Source organism: Hydrogenophaga pseudoflava, assembly GCF_004353865.1.
Taxonomy (GTDB): Bacteria; Pseudomonadota; Gammaproteobacteria; order Burkholderiales; family Burkholderiaceae_C; genus Hydrogenophaga; species Hydrogenophaga pseudoflava.
This window is the reverse complement of the sequence record NZ_CP037867.1, coordinates 605614-623292: the sequence shown is the minus strand read 5'-3', so window position 1 is coordinate 623292 and position 17679 is coordinate 605614. Positions and strand designations below refer to the sequence as shown.

At 68.0% G+C, this 17679-nt stretch carries 14 protein-coding genes; 8 read left to right on the top strand and 6 right to left on the bottom strand.

All coding sequences use genetic code 11. From position 1 onward, the window contains the following. Window positions 1-40: 40 nt before the first annotated feature. Genes HPF_RS03180 through HPF_RS03160 form a run of 5 tightly spaced genes read right to left on the bottom strand, consistent with a single transcriptional unit; the run spans window position 41 to window position 7538 of the window. Complete coding sequence (locus HPF_RS03180) at window positions 41-1303, bottom strand: PGAP1-like alpha/beta domain-containing protein (RefSeq protein ID WP_133155724.1); 1263 nt, start codon at window positions 1301-1303, stop codon at window positions 41-43. Window positions 1304-1322: 19 nt separating this feature from the next. Then, window positions 1323-2366, bottom strand: a complete 1044-nt coding sequence (locus HPF_RS03175) for a pseudouridine synthase (RefSeq protein WP_341785650.1) — start codon at window positions 2364-2366, stop codon at window positions 1323-1325. Window positions 2367-2397: 31 nt separating this feature from the next. Beyond that, window positions 2398-3123: a Crp/Fnr family transcriptional regulator gene (locus tag HPF_RS03170; protein WP_066153891.1), complete on the bottom strand. Its 726-nt coding sequence runs from the start codon at window positions 3121-3123 to the stop codon at window positions 2398-2400. Between the two features lie 45 nt (window positions 3124-3168). Then, entirely contained in the window at window positions 3169-4059 is an 891-nt protein-coding gene (locus tag HPF_RS03165; RefSeq protein ID WP_133155723.1) for a UbiA family prenyltransferase, read from the bottom strand. Between the two features lie 2 nt (window positions 4060-4061). After that, entirely contained in the window at window positions 4062-7538 is a 3477-nt protein-coding gene (locus HPF_RS03160) for a hypothetical protein (RefSeq protein ID WP_133155722.1), read from the bottom strand. 303 nt (window positions 7539-7841) lie between these two features. Here HPF_RS03160 and HPF_RS03155 point away from each other — a divergent pair, with 303 nt between their 5' ends. The 8 genes from HPF_RS03155 to HPF_RS03120 all read left to right on the top strand — a co-directional run bounded on the left by HPF_RS03155 (window position 7842) and on the right by HPF_RS03120 (window position 17251). Then, window positions 7842-9788 (top strand): AMP-dependent synthetase/ligase, encoded by a 1947-nt coding sequence (locus HPF_RS03155; RefSeq protein WP_133155721.1) that lies wholly within the window; start codon window positions 7842-7844, stop codon window positions 9786-9788. After that, window positions 9785-10570, top strand: a complete 786-nt coding sequence (locus HPF_RS03150) for an ABC transporter ATP-binding protein (protein WP_066153903.1) — start codon at window positions 9785-9787, stop codon at window positions 10568-10570. Before HPF_RS03155 ends, HPF_RS03150 begins: the two co-directional genes overlap by 4 nt. A gap of 16 nt (window positions 10571-10586) precedes the next feature. Then, window positions 10587-11516 (top strand): branched-chain amino acid ABC transporter permease, encoded by a 930-nt coding sequence (locus tag HPF_RS03145; protein WP_066153908.1) that lies wholly within the window; start codon window positions 10587-10589, stop codon window positions 11514-11516. A 12-nt stretch (window positions 11517-11528) separates the two neighbouring features. Continuing rightward, on the top strand, window positions 11529-12587 hold the full coding sequence (locus HPF_RS03140; RefSeq protein WP_066153911.1) for a branched-chain amino acid ABC transporter permease: 1059 nt from the start codon (window positions 11529-11531) through the stop codon (window positions 12585-12587). A 50-nt stretch (window positions 12588-12637) separates the two neighbouring features. After that, a complete protein-coding gene (locus HPF_RS03135) occupies window positions 12638-13969 on the top strand; it encodes an ABC transporter substrate-binding protein (RefSeq protein WP_133155720.1) in 1332 nt (443 codons plus the stop codon). A gap of 87 nt (window positions 13970-14056) precedes the next feature. After that, on the top strand, window positions 14057-14869 hold the full coding sequence (locus HPF_RS03130; RefSeq protein WP_066153918.1) for an ABC transporter ATP-binding protein: 813 nt from the start codon (window positions 14057-14059) through the stop codon (window positions 14867-14869). A gap of 34 nt (window positions 14870-14903) precedes the next feature. Next, window positions 14904-16151: a phenylacetate--CoA ligase family protein gene (locus tag HPF_RS03125; RefSeq protein ID WP_066153921.1), complete on the top strand. Its 1248-nt coding sequence runs from the start codon at window positions 14904-14906 to the stop codon at window positions 16149-16151. Between the two features lie 116 nt (window positions 16152-16267). Continuing rightward, window positions 16268-17251 carry a tripartite tricarboxylate transporter substrate-binding protein gene (locus tag HPF_RS03120; protein WP_066153924.1) on the top strand — a complete coding sequence of 328 codons (984 nt, stop codon included), beginning with the start codon at window positions 16268-16270 and terminating at the stop codon, window positions 17249-17251. A gap of 90 nt (window positions 17252-17341) precedes the next feature. On the opposite strand, the gene HPF_RS03115 is transcribed toward HPF_RS03120, so the two are convergent. After that, on the bottom strand, window positions 17342-17668 hold the full coding sequence (locus HPF_RS03115) for a DUF1840 domain-containing protein (RefSeq protein ID WP_079364326.1): 327 nt from the start codon (window positions 17666-17668) through the stop codon (window positions 17342-17344). Window positions 17669-17679 lie beyond the last annotated feature (11 nt).

Sequence of the window (17679 nt, the reverse complement as noted above, 5' to 3'; positions counted from 1 at the left end):
GCGCAATTATGGGCAGGCCGCGCGATTTCAAGCCGGGGTGTCAAGCCGGCGCGGCCAGCCAGGTCTGCAGCTGGGCCGCCACCTTCGGACTGGACAGCAGGTCCAGGTGCCCGGTCCGGAACACAGTGCACTGGTGCTCGGGCGCCAGCGCCAGCCGCATCGACGGGTCTTCGTGGCGGCCCAGCGCGCTGTCCAGCGGCACCAGGCCGTCGCCGGTGAGGCGCTCGGCCAGCCGGCTGCGTTGCCCGGCCAGCGTGGCCGCCACCGCATAGCAGGCCACGCCCTCGGGCAGCGGCAAGGGCTGGCGGTGGTCGGCGCCCGAGGCAAAGCGGTCGCGGCCCTGCCAGTCGGCGTCCTGCACATGGCCGTGGCGCAGGTCGGTGATGCCCGCGCTGCGCAACTGGCCCAGCCGCGCGAACGGCGCGGTGAAGGGGTTGGCGGCCAGCAGCCAGTCGGCCCCGTGGCCGGCGCGCTCCAGCGGCGCGCCGTGGTGCGGCGTGCCCAGGAAGACCAGTTCGCGCAACAGCTGCGTCCACGACAGGCCCGCCGCCTGGCCCACCGCCACCGCCGAACGGGCCACCAGACCACCCATGCTGTGGCCCACGATCGTGATGCGCTCCGGCGACACGGGCCACGCAGCCACCAGCTGCTCCAGCAGCAGCGCCAGCGCGCGCCCGTTGACCGAAATGTGCAGGCCGCTGTTGTAGCGCAGGTAAAGCGGCGTGGCGCCCAGCGCCTGCGCCAGGAACGCCCCATGGTCGTGCCCGCTGCGGCGCCATTGCGCGTCGTTCATGCACAGGCCATGAACGAGCAGCAGGATGTGCGGACCGGCGCCGGGCAGCTCTTCTTTCAGCGAACCAGGCGACAACGACAGCGGCACGCCGCCGGCGCGCAGCTCCATCGCCTGCGCCAGCGGGTTGCCCAGTGCCTGCAGCCGGTCGCCCAGCACGCCGTTGAGTGCGGCCAGCACCGTCTCGCGCTGCGGCGAGGCCTCGGGATGGGTCGCCGGGTCGTCCAGCAGCGGCAGCAGCACGCCCAGCGCCGCGTTCGTGCCCCAGCCCGCCAGCCGGGCCACGCCGCGCACGGCCTGGTAGATCTGCCCCGTCAGGCCACTGGTCTGCTCACCCGTCGTGCCACCGGACAGCCCCAGCCGCCGGTGCACCGCCTGGTGCACGCCTTCGGCGATGTTGATCACGCCGTGGGTGCCCTGCACCGCCAGCTGGGCCGCTGCCTGCAAGTCGGTCGGGCGCACGTGGCGCAGCAGGGCCTGGCGCAGCGGTCCGGTCGGAGTGGGCTTGGTCATGCGATCGTGGGCGCCGGGCTCAGAACCGTTCGTCTCCGCCCAGGTAGCGCCACTGCCCCACCGGCAGATTGCCGAGCATCACGCGGCCGATGCGGATGCGCTTGAGACCGACCACATGAAGGCCGACCTGCTCGCACATGCGGCGGATCTGGCGCTTCTTGCCTTCCCTGAGCACGAAGCGCAGCTGCTCGGGATTCTGCCAGTCGACCTGCGCTGGCTTGAGGGGCTGATCGTCGAGGCTCAGGCCGTGGCGCAGCAGGGCCAGGCGCTCGGCCGGGAAGACGGCCTGCACGTCCTGCGTCACCACGCCCGCGCCCTTGGGGCCGTTCGGCGCCCAGTGCACGCGCACCAGGTACTCCTTCTCGACGCCCGAGTCCTCGCCGATCAGCGTGCGCGCGACGCGCCCGTCCTGGGTCAGCACCAGCAGGCCGGTGGAGTCGATGTCCAGCCGGCCGGCCGGCGCCAGCCCGCGCGTGTGCACCGCCTCAAAGCGGCGGTCGCTGCGGTCATCGCGCCAGTGGCTCTGGGGTTTGATGAGCACGGCGGCGCTCTCGTGGCCGTCTTCGGGCAGGCCGCTCACATAGCCCACCGGCTTGTGCAGCAGGATGGTGACCTGCCCCGCCTGCTGGTGGCGCGCCTGCGGCAGCACCTCGACCTGCGCGTCGGGCGGCACCGGCTGGCCCATGACGGCGGGCTGGCCGTTGACCAGCACCCAGCCGCGCGCAATCCATTCGTCGGCCTCGCGGCGCGAGCACAGGCCCAGTTCGGCCATGCGCTTGTTCAGGCGGATCTCGCCACGCACGTTGCCCACGCGGGCCAGGTCGGGCCGGGTGTCGCGCGGCGGGCGGGACGGCCGGGGTGCCTCCGATGGGCGGCGGGGTGCGGTGTCGCCCTGCGGGTTCTGCGCCGCCCAGGCGGCCTCACGCGCCGCACGTTCGGCCTTCACTTCAGAGAGGGGACGGGCCCGGGCCGGGCCGCGCGGGCGCACCGGGGCTCGCGGGGCCGCCGGCCTCTCGGCCGGGGCTTTGGCCTTGAGCTGCAAGGTCTTGGGTTTGTCGGTCATGTCCCGATGATCCCACGGCCATGCCGGCCCGCTACAGCTCCCCGGACCGCAGCGAAGAAAGGTCCAGCACCCGCAAGCCCCCGTACTCCACCCGGATCCAGCCCTTGTCGGCCAGCGCCGTCAGCGCCTCGTTCACCCGCTGGCGCGACAGGCCCACGAGGTAGGCCAGCTCCTGCTGGGTGATGCGCAGCACCCCGCCGACGTTGGGTGAGAGCAGCGGGTGGAACAGCGCGGCCAGGTTGCGCGCCACCCGCAGGTCGGGGCTGGAGATGCGGTCGATCTCGCGCGCGGCGATGAACTGGCCCAGCCGCTCGTTGAGCTGGTTCATCACGAAGCGGTTGAAGCCGATCGAGTGGTCCAGCAGCCAGTGGAAGGTGTCCACGGGCAGTCCGGCCACCCGGCTCCTGCGCAGGGCCTGGATGTTGTAGCGGTAGGCCTCGCGCTTGAGCACCGTGCCCTCGCCGAACCAGCCGCCGGGCGCGACGCCGGTGAAGGTGATCACCGCGCCCTGCGAATCGTCGTTGCTCATCTTGAGCAGGCCGTCGAGCAGGCCGAACCAGTAGGTCGCCGGCCGCCCGATGCGGCAGATCAGTTCACCCACCTGCACCTCGTTGACCACCAGGGCGTCCAGAGCCCGCTGGCGCTCGGCCGGGGTGAGGCTGTTCAGCCAGGGGATTTCGCCCAGCTCGTCCAGCGACGGCGGGCGGGCGGTGGCGCGCAGTGTCGCGCCGGAGCGCAGAGGGGTGGTGGACGGCATGGCGAGGGCCTCTCACAGGGGACATCGGGGCCGGACGGCAAGGACTCACACCAGCAGCAGTGATGTGACCATCGCCAGCCCGATGCCCGCATACAGCACACGATAGCGCACTTGCAGGCGCCGTACGCTGACATGGGGCAGACCCTCGCGCAAGGCCTGCCAGGTCCAGAAGGCGTGCACGGGATACGCCAGGGCGACCACCGCGACCAGCGCGTCGGGCACCCTCCCCTGCAGGGCCAGCGCCACCAACAGGGCGTTGGCCAGCGTGAACAGCCCGAAGGCCACCAGGAAGCAGGCGCGCCGACCAAAGCAGACGGCGTTGGTCCGGATGCCGTTGCGCGCATCGGCCTCGGCGTCGCGGACTTCCTGCGTCAGATGCCCGGCACTGAACACCACCGCGAAGAACAGCCCGATCACGGCCCCGCCGGCGTCGATTTCCCGGTACACGGCGTACCCCATCAGGAAGTGCAGCACCCCGGTGACGAAGTGCAGCAGGGAATTGGCCAGCGGCACGCCTTTGACCGACACCTGTGGCAGCGAATACAGGGCGCTCGCCATCATCAGCAGCAGCCCCAGCAGCAGCGGCGTGCGGCCCAGCCAGGCCAGCCCGGCCATGCTGAGCACGAGCGTGAGCAGCACCAGGACACCGATCTCCCGGCGGCTGATCCCGCGCTGCAGGAACACCCGCGACGCCCGGGCAGGGTCCCGGCTGTCGTGCTCGATGCCGGCCCAGTCGTTGAGCAGGAACACATGGGCCACCAGCGCGGCATTGGCCAGCACCAGCAACATCAGGAGGCCCACACGGGCGGTGTCCAGCGCCCCGATGGCAAAGACCGCGCCCAGCACCGGCGCACCCTGAAGCACCACGATCTCGTCGTACCGGATGCAGGCGAGCAGGGCCCGGCACCGGCGCGTGCCGGTCAAGCGGATGGTCATGGTCAACCCCCGGTGCCCAGGAAGATCCGCAGCCACATCGCGTAGCCGACGTCTTCCGACCAGTACCTGCGGGACACCGAGGCGCTGAGGTCGTTGTGATAGAGCATGGGCGGGTTGTTGCGCACCGCGGCGAACCGGTCGGCGGCCAGGGCCTCCAGCAGCGGCCGCGCTTCATCGGCGGTCGGCCGGTTGGTCGACTCCGGCCCCATCCGGGCGATCAGGCGCGCGGCATCGAGCCAGACCTGCTGCTCCGGGAACTCGGCCCGCACCCTGTCGGCGGGCAGCGCCAGGTCGCAGCCATGCGCCCGCAGGTCGGGCTGGCGCATCACCGGCACCAGCGGCGCCCGGCTGTAGTAGACCCAGAGCCGGTCCTGATCGACGGTGCGGCGCAGCGCCTGGCACAGTTCGCGGGCCGCGGGCGGGTCGTCCTGCGCCAGCCACATCAGCACGTGCATCTGGATGCCGATGTCCGCGGGGTTCGGGTCGGCGCCGGGGTTGAGGCACTGGTAGCCGCTTTCAGGCGACAGCCAGGTGCGGTAGAGGCCCTCTGCGGTGCGGTAGGCCCGAACGCCCGCCAGCGCCCGGGGGCGCAGGGAGTGGTCGCCCGGCGCGAGGCGCCAGACCAGCGCGGTGTCGTCGGCATCGGGCGTGATGGTGCACATGCCGGTCTCGCTCGCGGCCCGTCCGCCGGGTCTGCCGTGGTAGCGCACCAGGCCGCCAGGCTCGATCTGGTCGTTCAGATGCGCACGCGCCCGGTCCAGACCGGCCGACAGGCCCTCGGGGGTGCCCTCGGCCGCCAGCAGGTCCACCATCAGGGCGGTGAGGTAGGTGTTCATTTCCTCCACCGGCCGCTCGTAGGTGGTGCCGCTGGTGTATGCCGTGAACCAGTAGCCGTCGCCCTGCTGCCGGCGGTTGATCAGCCCCACCGCCAGGCGCGCACTGCGGGAGAGCCCGTCACTTTTCGCCGGCGGCGTCTCCGCCGTGGCGGCGGGCGCCGTCGCCGGTTCGACGCGGATCGCCCGCAGCCCCACCACCAGCCCCCGCGGATCGCCGTTGGGCAGGGGCACGACCGTCGCACGGTCCAGTGCCAGCAGGCTCAGGAGATTGCGCCCGGCGTGCAGGCGGACACGGACCACGGCCGATGTCACGCCCTCGAAGCGGCGCTCTCCGCCCACCGGCAGGTCGTTGTGGAGCAACATGAACCGCCGTCCCGGGACGGTCATGCCGGGGCCGGGCTCCATGTCCATCCGGAGGTCGACCTCCAGCGCCCGCCGGGACCAGAGGGCAAAACCGATCCCCTGGGCATGCCCTTGTCCCAGCCACAGGAAACCGCGCTCGTCGCCGCCGAGGTCGTTGACGGGCCAGGGGGTCTGAAGGGCCGATTCGTCCACCCCCACCTGCTCCTGCAACGCACCCGAAACACCGATCAGGGGCGCCGCGGCCGGGGCCTCCAGGCTGCGAAAGGGCGCTTCGTTCACAGGCGCGGCGCCGGTCACCTCGTACAGCCGCTGGCCGGCCGATCGCAGCAAGACCGGCTTCAGATCTTCCTGGGCATTGAGCCAGCGCACCATCGCGCGCGTGTCGACCGGGGGAAACCAGCGGAACAGCGCGCGTGCATCGTCCTGGATCAGCACATGGGTCACCCGCTCCGAGGCGATCAGGCGGCGCATCCGCTCCTCGTCCAACGGCGCTGTTCCCCAGGGGATCACGGCGTTCGAATACCCCGTGCCAGGCGAGAACAGCGGGTAGTCGCGCACATCCTGGTGGCCCACCAGCAGCACCCGCGAACCCGGCGGCATGGCCGAACGCAGCACCTCGTCGAAGGGCTCGTTGACGTCGATGCCTGGCAGCGGATCGGTCATTGCCTGGCGCACCTCCTTTGCGAGACTCCGGACCTGCGGGTACACCGCATACACCAGCAGCAGGGCCAGCAGCCCCTGGACCAGGCGCCTGCGGGCCAGGCCGGCGGTCAGGCGCGGTGCGACCAGCGCAAGCCCCAGCGGCAGCGCCAGCGCAAAAGGGCCGCAGAGAAACCGCGCGGGCACCTCGGAGTGGGCCATCCAGCGCGCGCCGAACAGCACCGCCCCCAGCGATGGAATGGCCAGCAGCGCCAGCGCGGCCACCCCGTCGAGCCGTCGGCGCGTCCTCAGGTATCCGGCCAGCCGCCAGGCGGCGACGCCCAGCACCGGCAGCCACAGCAGCCCCCACAACGAAAACCGTGTGGCCTGCTCGGGCAGGGCGTACACATACCGCCCCGGCCATGGGCCCTCTGCCTCGCCCGCCAGGGGCTGCCCCGCTCCGACCGCCGAAATGAGCCGGTTGGTGGCGGCGCTGAAGCCGGTCCGCACCTCGGGCGACAGCGGGGCGTGCGGCAACTCCAGCAGCAAGGACACGAACCGGATGGCATGGGTGTAGGCCACCTGTGGCGTGGTTTCGGCCTGCACCACCCGACGCACCTCCGGGGGCCCCATGGGGTGGAGGTAGTGGACCGTGTTGAAGGCCAGGGGAATGAGCAGGGTGCTCAGCACCCCCGCCCCCAGCAGGCCTGCGCCGAAGGCCCTGAGCCGTGCCCCGACGCCAGCCGCCGCGGGGGCCCACCACAGGATCAGCAACAGGCCGGGCAGCAGCGCCGCAGGAAACGACCGCACGTTGGTGCTCAGTGCGGCGAACACCCCGAGGAAGAAACAGCGCAGCCCCGGCCTGTCGGCCCCGTCGCAGAGCGACACTGCCCAGTAGGCCAGGCCCAGCAGCGAGAGCACCGACCAGACCTCCGGCTTCAAACCCGAAGCGCTGGAAACGATCAGTGGCGTCGAGACCAGGATCAGCACCCCGGCCAGCGCGGCCGTCTGCCCCAACCGGAATGCCCGCAGCAGCAGGTACTGCCCGATGGCCGCCAGCGGCAACGCCAGGCCGAACACCAGCCGACCGACCACCTCTGACTTGGTCAGCAGCACCGGCCACAGGAAGAACAGCTCGCTGCCGAAGGGCACCAGGTTCTGCCGGATGTTGTGGGTCTCAAAGGGGAATACCGTCGCGTGCTGTATCCAGTAGAGGGCCCGCGAGGCGTGGTACATCCGGTCATCGAAGTGGTACAGCGGTTCCAGCGCCTGCCGCACCAGCACCAGCAGGAGCACACCGACGATGGCGCACAGCAGCAGCAGGCCCCAGGCCGTGAGTCCTTTGAAACTGGTGACCAGGGCGGCGCGCAGCCCCGTCCCGCCCGACAGCGACCCAGCCACGCCGCCCCGGCGCCAGCCGCCGGTGAGCGGAGCAGTGGCCGCCGCCATGAGCACCTGGAGCACGAGCCAGCCCGCGGGGGTCAGCTGGTGCGCCAGCGAGGTCAGACCGGTGATCGCACCGACCTGCAGCAGGGCGGTGCCGACAAAGATCCAGTAGCGGTCGGCTGGCGCATCGGAGAGGTGGCGGGCCCAGCGCAGGGACACCCAGGCCAGCAGGAGCAGGGAAACAGCAAAAGACATGAAGCAGGCAAGGTCCGGCGGCCGGTTCGCGTGGCGCAGCGCCGTGTTGATTCACTCCCTGGATTCCATTTGCCACGGCCACTGCAGCGACCACGCCGCACCAGAACGCCCAGACTTGCGGGCACCTGACAAACATCGGCGCACCGTGCCGGATTTTCCTAGGGAAAGTCCTAGCAGGGTTGACCCGTCAATTGTCGTCGCACCGACAACATGACGTCAAACATCGGCCTACTATCCGCCCCATCGAATCAGGCGGTCACCGTCTTCCTGCCCGCTCGGCGGAAGACCCAAGGAGTCAAGCACATGCAAACCACCTTCCCCCGGCTGTTGCTGGACCACGCGACCCGGCGCCCCGACGCGCCGGCCATGCGCGAGAAGGAATACGGCATCTGGCAGACCACCAGCTGGTCGGGCATGGCGCAGCTGGTCGAGGCCATCGCCTGTGGCCTGCACCAGGCCGGCCTGACCCGCGGCGAGCACCTGGTGGTGATCGGCGCCAACCGTCCCCGCCTCTACGCCACCATGCTGGCAGCCCAATCGCTTGGCGCGATCCCCGTGCCGCTGTACCAGGACGCGGTGGCCAACGAGTGTGTGTTCCCGATCAACAACGCCGAGGTGCGCTTCGCGGTGGTGGAGGACCAGGAGCAGGTCGACAAGATGCTGGAAATCCAGCCCCAGTGCCCGCAGCTCGCGCACATCTTCTACGACGACCCGCGCGGCCTGCGCAAATACGACCAGCCCGGCCTGGGAGGGCTGGAAGAGCTGGTCGGCGCGGGCCAGGCCTTTGCCAAGGCACACCCCGGCTTCTTCCGCGAGGAGGTCGAGAAGGCGCAGCCTGGCGACGTCGCCGCCATGTTCTTCACCTCGGGCACCACCGGCAACCCCAAGGGCGTGGTCCACACCCACAGCACCCTGATCGACCGCGCGGCCGTCGGCGCGCGCTTTGACAAGCTGACCGAAAAAGACGAGGTGCTGGCCTACCTGCCGCCGGCCTGGATCGGGCAGAACATCTTCAGCTACGCCCAGTGGCTGGTGGCCGGCTACGTGGTGAACTGCCCCGAGTCGGGCGCCACCGTCACCATCGACCTCAAGGAGGTCGGCCCCACCTATTACTTCGCCCCTCCGCGCGTGTTCGAAGGCCTGCTCACCACGGTGATGATCCGCATGGAAGACGCTGGCGCGCTCAAGCGCAAGATGTTCCACGCCTTCATGGACGTGGCGCGCCGCGTCGGCCCCGCCAGGATGGACGGCAAGTCCGTGGGCTTCATGGACAACCTGAAATACGCACTGGGCAACCTGTTCGTCTACGGCCCGCTGCGCAACAGCCTGGGCATGAGCCGGGTGCGCGTGGCCTACACCGCGGGCGAGGCCATCGGCCCCGACCTGTTCAGCTTCTACCGCAGCATCGGCATCAACCTCAAGCAGCTCTACGGCTCCACCGAAACCGCCGTGTTCGTCTGCCTGCAGCCCGACCACGAGGCGCGCGCCGACACCGTGGGCGTGCCCTGTGAGGGCGTGGAGATCAAGCTCAGCGAGACCGGCGAGATCCTGGTGAAGTCGCCCGGCCTGCTCAAGGAGTACTACAAGAACCCCAAGGCCACCGAAGAGGTGCTGACCGCCGACGGCTGGTACCACACCAGCGACGCCGGCTTCATCGACGCCTCGGGCCACCTCAAGATCATCGACCGCGTGAAAGACGTGGGCCGCATCAAGGGCGGCAGCAACGACGGCGCCATGTTCGCGCCCAAGTACGTCGAGAACAAGCTCAAGTTCTTCTCGCAGATCAAGGAAGTGGTGGCCTACGGCGACCAGCGCGAGAAGGTCTGCGTGATGGTCAACATCGACTTCGAGGCCGTGGGCAACTGGGCCGAGCGCCGCAACCTGCCCTACGCCGGCTACACCGACCTGGCGCAGAAGCCCGAGGTGTACGAGCTGATCAAGGAATGCGTGGAGAAGGTCAACGCCGACCTCAGCCGCGACACCCTGCTGGCCGGCAGCCAGATCAGCCGCTTCCTGGTGCTGCACAAGGAGCTGGACGCCGACGACGGCGAACTCACCCGCACCAACAAGGTCCGCCGCGGCTTCATCGCCGAGAAATACAGCGTGCTCGTGGACGCGCTCTACGGCGGCAAGGCCGAGCAGTACATCGAAACCCAGGTCAAGTTCGAGGACGGTCGCACCGGCAGCGTGAGCGCCACACTGAAGATCAGCGACGCCAAGACGTTTGCACCCGTGAAAGCCGCAGCATGAGCCAGAAAACAATCGGCGACGTCATCCTCGACGTCCAGAACATCAGCCTGCGCTTCGGTGGCGTCAAGGCGCTCACCGACATCTCGTTCAACGTCAAGGAGCACGAGATCCGCGCCATCATCGGCCCCAACGGCGCGGGCAAGAGCTCCATGCTCAACTGCATCAACGGCGTCTACCAGCCGCAGGAAGGTCAGATCACCTTCCGCGGCCAGCACTTCAAGCACATGAACAGCCGCCAGGTGGCCGAGATGGGCATCGCGCGCACCTTCCAGAACCTGGCGCTGTTCAAGGGCATGAGCGTGATCGACAACATCATGACCGGCCGCAACCTGCGCATGAAGAGCAACCTGTTCCTGCAGGCGCTTCGCATCGGCCCGGCCCAGCGCGAAGAAGAGCAGCACCGCGAGTTCGTCGAGCACATCATCGACTTCCTCGAAATCCAGGCCTTCCGCAAGACCCCTGTGGGCCAGTTGCCCTACGGCCTGCAGAAGCGCGTGGACCTGGGCCGCGCCCTGGCGATGGAGCCGCAGGTGCTGCTGCTGGACGAACCCATGGCCGGCATGAACCTGGAAGAAAAACAGGACATGAGCCGTTTCATCCTCGACGTGAACGACGAGTTCGGCACCACCATCGTGCTGATCGAGCACGACATGGGCGTGGTGATGGACATCAGCGACCGCGTGGTCGTTCTGGACTACGGCAAGAAGATCGGTGACGGCACGCCCGAGGAAGTGCGCACCAACGAAGAAGTCATCAGCGCGTACCTCGGTACGAGCCACTGAACCCGGAGACGACACCATGGGATTCTTTCTCGAAACCCTCTTCGGCGGCCTGATGGCCGGCATGCTCTATTCGCTGGTGGCGCTGGGCTTCGTGCTCATCTTCAAGGCCTCGGGCGTCTTCAACTTCGCGCAGGGCGCGATGGTGCTGTTCGCCGCGCTGGCCATGGCCCGCTTCTCCCAGTGGATTCCGCAGTGGCTGGGCATCGAAAGCAAGCTGCTGGGCAATGTGCTGGCCTTCATCGTGGCGGCCGGCTGCATGTTCATCCTGGCCTGGCTGATCGAACGCCTGGTGCTGCGCCACCTGGTCAACCAGGAAGGCGTGACGCTGCTGATGGCCACGCTGGGCATCACCTACTTCCTCGATGGCCTGGGCCAGACCATCTTCGGCTCGGACATCTACCCGATCGACGTCGGCATGCCCAAGGACCCGGTGTTCCTGTTCGAGAACGTGTTCGAGGGCGGCGTGCTGGTGAACCAGGAGGACATCATCGCGGCCGTCATCGCGGCCTGCCTGGTCGCCGCGCTGTCGCTGTTCTTCCAGAAGACCAGCACCGGCCGCGCGCTGCGTGCGGTGGCCGACGACCACCAGGCGGCGCAGTCCATCGGCATCCCGCTCAATCGCATCTGGGTCATCGTCTGGTGCGTGGCCGGCATCACCGCCCTGGTGGCCGGCGTGATCTGGGGCTCCAAGCTGGGCGTGCAGTTCTCGCTCACCACCGTCGCCCTGCGCGCGCTGCCCGTGATCATCCTGGGCGGCCTGACCTCGGTGCCCGGCGCCATCATCGGCGGCCTGATCATCGGCGTGGGCGAGAAGCTCTCGGAGGTCTACCTCGGCCCCATGGTCGGCGGCGGCATCGAGATCTGGTTTGCCTATGTGCTGGCGCTCGTGTTCCTGCTGTTCAGGCCCCAGGGCCTGTTCGGCGAAAAGATCATCGACCGCGTGTAAGGAGACAAGAACATGTTCTATCGCGAAAACGGCCAGTTCAAGACCTCCTACCGCGCCGACCAGCAGATCTTCCCGATCGCACAGGACCGCTGGGCCATCCTCGCCCTCATCGCGTTCGCCTTCGTCGGCGTGCCGATGCTGGCCGACGAATACCTGTTCCGCGCCATCTTCATCCCGTTCCTGATCCTGTCGCTGGCCGCCCTGGGCGTGAACATCCTGGTGGGGTATTGCGGCCAGATCTCGCTGGGGTCGGGGGCCTTCATGGCCGTGGGCGCCTACATGGCCTACAACACCTACATCCGCATCGAAGGCATGCCACTGATCCTGGCGCTGCTGTCCGGCGGCTTCTTCGCCACGCTGGTGGGCATCTTCTTCGGCTTCCCCAGCCTGCGCGTCAAGGGGCTGTACCTGGCTGTGGCCACGCTGGCGGCGCAGTTCTTCTGCGACTGGGCCTTCCTGCGCGTGGGCTGGTTCACCAACAACAACGCGTCCGGGTCGGTGTCGGTGTCGAACCTGCAGGTGCTGGGCATGCCCATCGAGACCCCGTTGCAGAAGTACCTGTTCTGCCTGGCCTTCCTGGTAGTGTTTGCCCTGCTGGCCAAGAACCTGGTGCGCAGCTCGATCGGCCGCGAATGGATGGCCATCCGCGACATGGACGTGGCCGCCGCTGTGATCGGCATTCGCCCCAAGTACGCCAAGCTGTCGGCCTTCGCGGTGAGCTCCTTCATCGTCGGCGTGGCTGGCGCGCTCTGGGGCTTCGTGCACCTCGGGTCCTGGGAACCGGCGGCCTTCTCGATCGACCGCTCTTTCCAGCTGCTGTTCATGGTGATCATCGGCGGCATGGGGTCGATCATGGGCAGCTTTTTCGGCGCCGCCTTCATCGTGCTGCTGCCGATCTTCATCGAACGCATCAGCCTGCTGGTCGGCCTCTCGACCGCAGCCGCCGCCCACATGACCTTCATGGTGTTCGGCGCGCTCATCGTCTGGTTCCTGATCGTGGAACCCCACGGCCTGGCCAAGCTGTGGAGCATTGGCAAGCAGAAGCTTCGCCTCTGGCCTTTCCCCCATTGATTGCCTTTTCTTTCTGTGTGTGCCTGACCTGTCCTTAAGGAGACAAAGCGATGAAAGTACGTAACCTGGTTCTCTCCGTGTCGCTGGCCTGTGCCGCCCTCTCGGGCGCGGTGGTCCCGACGGCTGCCATGGCCCAGGCCAAGGAGCAGTTCTTCCCGGTGCTGGTCTACCGCACCGGTGCCTACGCCCCCAACGGGGTGCCATGGGCCAACGGCTATGTGGACTACCTCAAGCTGGTCAATGCCCGCGGTGGCATCAACGGCGTGAAGCTCAGCTTCGAAGAGTGCGAGACCGGCTATGCCACCGACAAGAGCGTGGAGTGCTATGAGCGCCTGAAAGGCAAAGGCGCCACCGTGTTCCAGCCCCTGTCCACCGGCGCCACCTTTGCCCTGACCGAGAAGGCACCGATCGACAAGATCCCGCTGATCACGGCTGGCTATGGCCGCAGTGAATCGGCCGATGGCGGTGTGTTCAAGTGGAACTTCCCGCTGGCCGGCACCTACTGGGTGGCCGCAGACGCCATCATCCAGCAGCTGGGCAAGAAGGAAGGTGGCCTCTCCAGCCTCAAAGGCAAGAAGATCGCGCTGGTCTACCACGACAGCCCCTTCGGCAAGGAACCCATTCCGCTGCTGCAGGAACGCGCTTCGCAACTGGGCTTCCAGCTGAGCCTGCTGCCCGTGACCGCCCCTGGCGTCGAGCAGAAGGCCACCTGGCTGCAGGTGCGCCAGCAGCGCCCCGACTACGTGGTGCTGTGGGGCTGGGGCGTGATGAACTCCACCGCACTGAAGGAAGCCCAGGCCACCGGCTACCCGCGCGAGAAGATGTACGGCGTGTGGTGGGCAGGTGCCGAGCCGGACGTCAAGGACGTCGGCCAGGGCGCCAAGGGCTACAACGCCGTCACGATGCAGCACGGCACGGAAAAGGGCGCCGATGTGGTCAAGGAAATCCTGTCCAAACTGCACGACAAGGGCCAGGGCACCGGACCGAAGGAAGAAGTGGGCGACGTGCTCTACATGCGCGGTCTGATGAGCGCCATGTTTGCAGTCGAAGGCGTGCGCCAGGCTCAGGAAAAGTACGGAAAGGGCAAGGTCGTGACCGCCGAGCAGGCCCGCTGGGGTTACGAGAACCTCAACCTGACACAGGCCAAGCTCGACGCCCTGGGTTTCAAGGGCGTGATGCGCCCGGTGTCCACCAGCTGCCAGGACCACATGGGCGCGAACTGGGCCCGCGTGCACACCTGGGACGGCAGCAAGTGGCAATTCACCAGCGACTGGCTGCAGGCCGATGAACAGATCATCAAGCCAATGGTCAAAGCCGCCGCCGACAAGTACGCCGCCGAGAAGAAGCTGACCCGTCGCGCCGCGTCGGACTGCGGAAGCTGATCGGTGTCACCCCTGGTCGCTGGTTCGCCAGCGACCATCTGCAAGGCCGGTGCGCCGAGCCTTGCAAATGGTCCAGAAGGAAACACCATGAGCACCAATCCCAACATCGTTCTCAACGTCAACGGCATCGAGGTCATCTACAACCACGTGATCCTCGTGCTCAAGGGCGTTTCCCTGAACGTGCCCGAAGGCAAGATCGCGGCCATCCTGGGCGGCAACGGCGCGGGCAAGACGACCACGCTGCGCGCCATCTCCAACCTGCTCAAGGGCGAGCGTGGCGAGGTCACCAAGGGCAGCATCGAGCTGCGCGGCGAGCGCATCGAGAACCTGTCGCCCGCCGACCTGGTCAACCGCGGCGTGGTGCAGGTGATGGAGGGGCGCCACTGCTTCGCGCACCTGACCATCGAGGAAAACCTGATGACGGGGTCCTACACGCGCACCGACAAGGCCGAGGTCGCGCGCAACCTGGAGAAGGTCTACAACTACTTCCCGCGCCTGAAGACGCGCCGCACCTCGCAGGCGGCCTACACGTCCGGTGGCGAGCAGCAGATGTGCGCCATCGGCCGCGCGCTGATGGCCAACCCCAGCGTGGTGCTGCTGGACGAGCCCTCGATGGGCCTGGCACCGCAGATCGTGGAGGAGGTGTTCGAGATCGTGAAGGACCTGAACACCAAGGAGAAGGTCACCTTCCTGATCGCCGAACAGAACACCAACATGGCCCTGAAGTACGCCGACTACGGCTACATCATGGAAAGCGGTCGTATCGTGATGGACGGCGCCGCCGGCGACCTGCGCAACAACGAGGACGTCAAGGAGTTCTACCTGGGCATGGGCGGCGGTGAGCGCAAGTCGTTCAAGGACGTCAAGAGCTACAAGCGCCGCAAGCGCTGGCTGGCCTGATCCCGCATCCCATCAACCCGAGGCTTCCTACACCATGAGCGAACACTTCGACGCCCTGGAAACCCGATCCCCTGCCGAGCGCGAGGCGGCGCAGATGGCCGCGCTGCCGGGGCAGCTGGCCCACGCCAAACAGAACAGCGCGGCATTTGCCGACATCCTGCGCGACATCGACGTGTCGGGCATCAACAACCGCACCGCCCTGACGCGCATCCCGGTCACGCGCAAGAGCGAGCTGCTGGAGCGCCAGAAGGCCAAGCGGCAGCACGACGCCTTCGGCGGTTTCTCGGCCCTGGTGCGCGGCCCGGCCATGTCGCGCATCTTCGCCAGCCCGGGTCCCATCTACGAACCCGAGGGCGCGGGCAAGGACTACTGGCGCGCCGGCCGCGCGCTGTTCGCCGCAGGCTTCCGCGCCGGCGACCTGGTGCACAACAGCTTCAGCTACCACATGACCCCGGGCGCCTTCATCCTGGAATCGGGCGCACATGCGGTGGGCTGCACCGTGTTCCCCGGCGGTGTCGGGCAGACCGAGCAGCAGCTCGAAGCCATGGTCGACCTCAAGCCCAATGCCTACACCGGCACGCCCAGCTTCCTGCGCATCCTGCTGGAGAAGGCGGCCGAGGCCGGCATCGCCCTGCCGAGTCTGACCAAGGCCTCGGTGGGCGGCGAGGCCTGCCCGCCCAGCCTGACGGCCTGGTTCAAGGAGCGCGGCGTCGACGTCTACCAGACCTACGCCACCGCCGACCTGGGCCTGGTGGCCTACGAGACGCCCTCGCGCGAAGGGCTGGTGCTGGACGAGAGCGTGATCGTCGAGATCGTGCGCCCCGGCACCGGCACACCGGTGGACGAAGGCGAGGTGGGCGAACTGGTGGTGACCACGCTCAACACCGCCTACCCGCTGGTCCGCTTCGGCACTGGCGACCTCTCGGCCATCCTGCCGGGCCAGTGCCCCACCGGCCGCACCGCACCACGCATCAAAGGATGGATGGGCCGCGCCGACCAGACCACCAAGATCAAGGGCATGTTCGTACACCCCTCGCAGGTGGCCGAAATCACCCGTCGCTTCCCCGAGGTGAAGAAGGCCCGGCTGGTGGTGAGCGGCGAGATGGCCAGCGATGCCATGTGCCTCCAGGTGGAAGCCACCGAAGTCGGCGACGGCCTTCGCGAGCGCATCGAGACCGCAATCCGGGAGGTGACCAAGCTGCGCGGCGACGTGCAGGTGGTGCGCCCCGGCAGCCTGCCCAACGACGGCAAGGTGATCGAAGACGCACGCAGCTACAAGTGAGCGCAGGCGCCTCAGTCAAAGGGTTTCCACCGAGGCCTGGCTAAGTAATTTCCGCCATGACCGGCGCTGTGTGGCGCACTACCATGCGATTCTGAACATCCCATAGGAGCACCCACATGAAGAAGATCCTGGCCTTTGCCCTGACCGCCGCCGTTTCGGCCGGCGCATTTGCCCAAGGCTTCCCCAGCAAGCCCATCACCCTGGTGGTGCCCTTTGCCGCTGGTGGCCCCACCGACCTGGTGGCCCGCCAGCTCGCCGAAGCCATGCGCAAGCCGCTGGGCGGCGCTTCGGTCGTGGTCGAGAACGCCGCCGGCGCCGGCGGCACCATCGGTGCCGCCAAGGTGGCCCGCGCCGCGCCGGACGGCCACACCCTGCTGGTCTGGCACATCGGCATGGCCGCCACCGCCAGCCTCTACCGCAAGCTGCCCTACAAGCCGCTGGAGGACTTCGAGTACCTGGGCATGATCAACGACGTGCCGATGACGCTGCTGGGCTCGCCCAAGCTGCCCGCCGCCACCTACCGCGACTTCGAGAACTACATCCGCGCCAACGGTGGCAAGCTGAACCTGGCCCACGCCGGTCTGGGTTCCGCCTCGCACCTGTGCGGCCTGATGTGGCAGTCCGCGGTCAAGCTGGACAAGGCCATGACCACCATCGCCTACCGCGGCACGGGCCCGGCCATGAACGACCTGATCGGCGGGCAGGTGGACGTGATGTGCGACCAGACCACCAACACCACCGCGCAGATCGAAGGCGGTCGTGTCAAGGCTTTCGCTGTCACCACGGCCAAGCCGCTGTCCGGCCACAAGCTGCTCAAGGACTACCCGTCGCTGCAGGAAATGGGCCTCAAGGGCTTCAACCTGACCATCTGGCACGCCATGTACGCACCGAAGGGCACGCCGGCGGATGTGCAGAAGAAGCTCAACGACGCTCTGCAGGTCGCGCTGAAGGACCCGGACTTCGTCAAGAAGCAGGCCGAGCTGGGCGCTCTGGTGGTCACCGACAACCGCGTGACCCAGGCTGGTCACAAGGCCTTCGTTGCCAGCGAAATCACCAAGCTCAAGACCGCAATCGACGCCGCCGGCGAATTCGCCGACTGACCATCCGGGACCGGGTCGCAACCCGGCCAACGAACGACAGCCCGCTGATGCGGGCTGTTTCGTTTCCGGGGCCCGGGGGGCTTGGAGGCGTCAAACGCCCCAGACGATCTCCACCTCGGCCTTGGCGCAGCGCTGGAGCATCTCGATGAACGGCGCGCTGCGCATGCGCAGGCTGACCGCCTCGAACTGCGGCGCCGGTTCGCCCTTGGCCAGCGCCTCTTCCTTCATCTGCTGCTGCGCCGCCTCTTCGGCCTGCACCGCTGCGCGCAGGGCGGCGATGGCGCCAGGCATTTCCTCGGGCCGGATGATGCCGGAGGACGAAGCATCCTTGCCCAGGATGTCCAGGATGTGCTTGCCGCTGGGCGCCAGCATCACCAGATCGCCGGTTTCGCGGGACTTGAATCGGTACAGGGACATTCGGGGCTCCT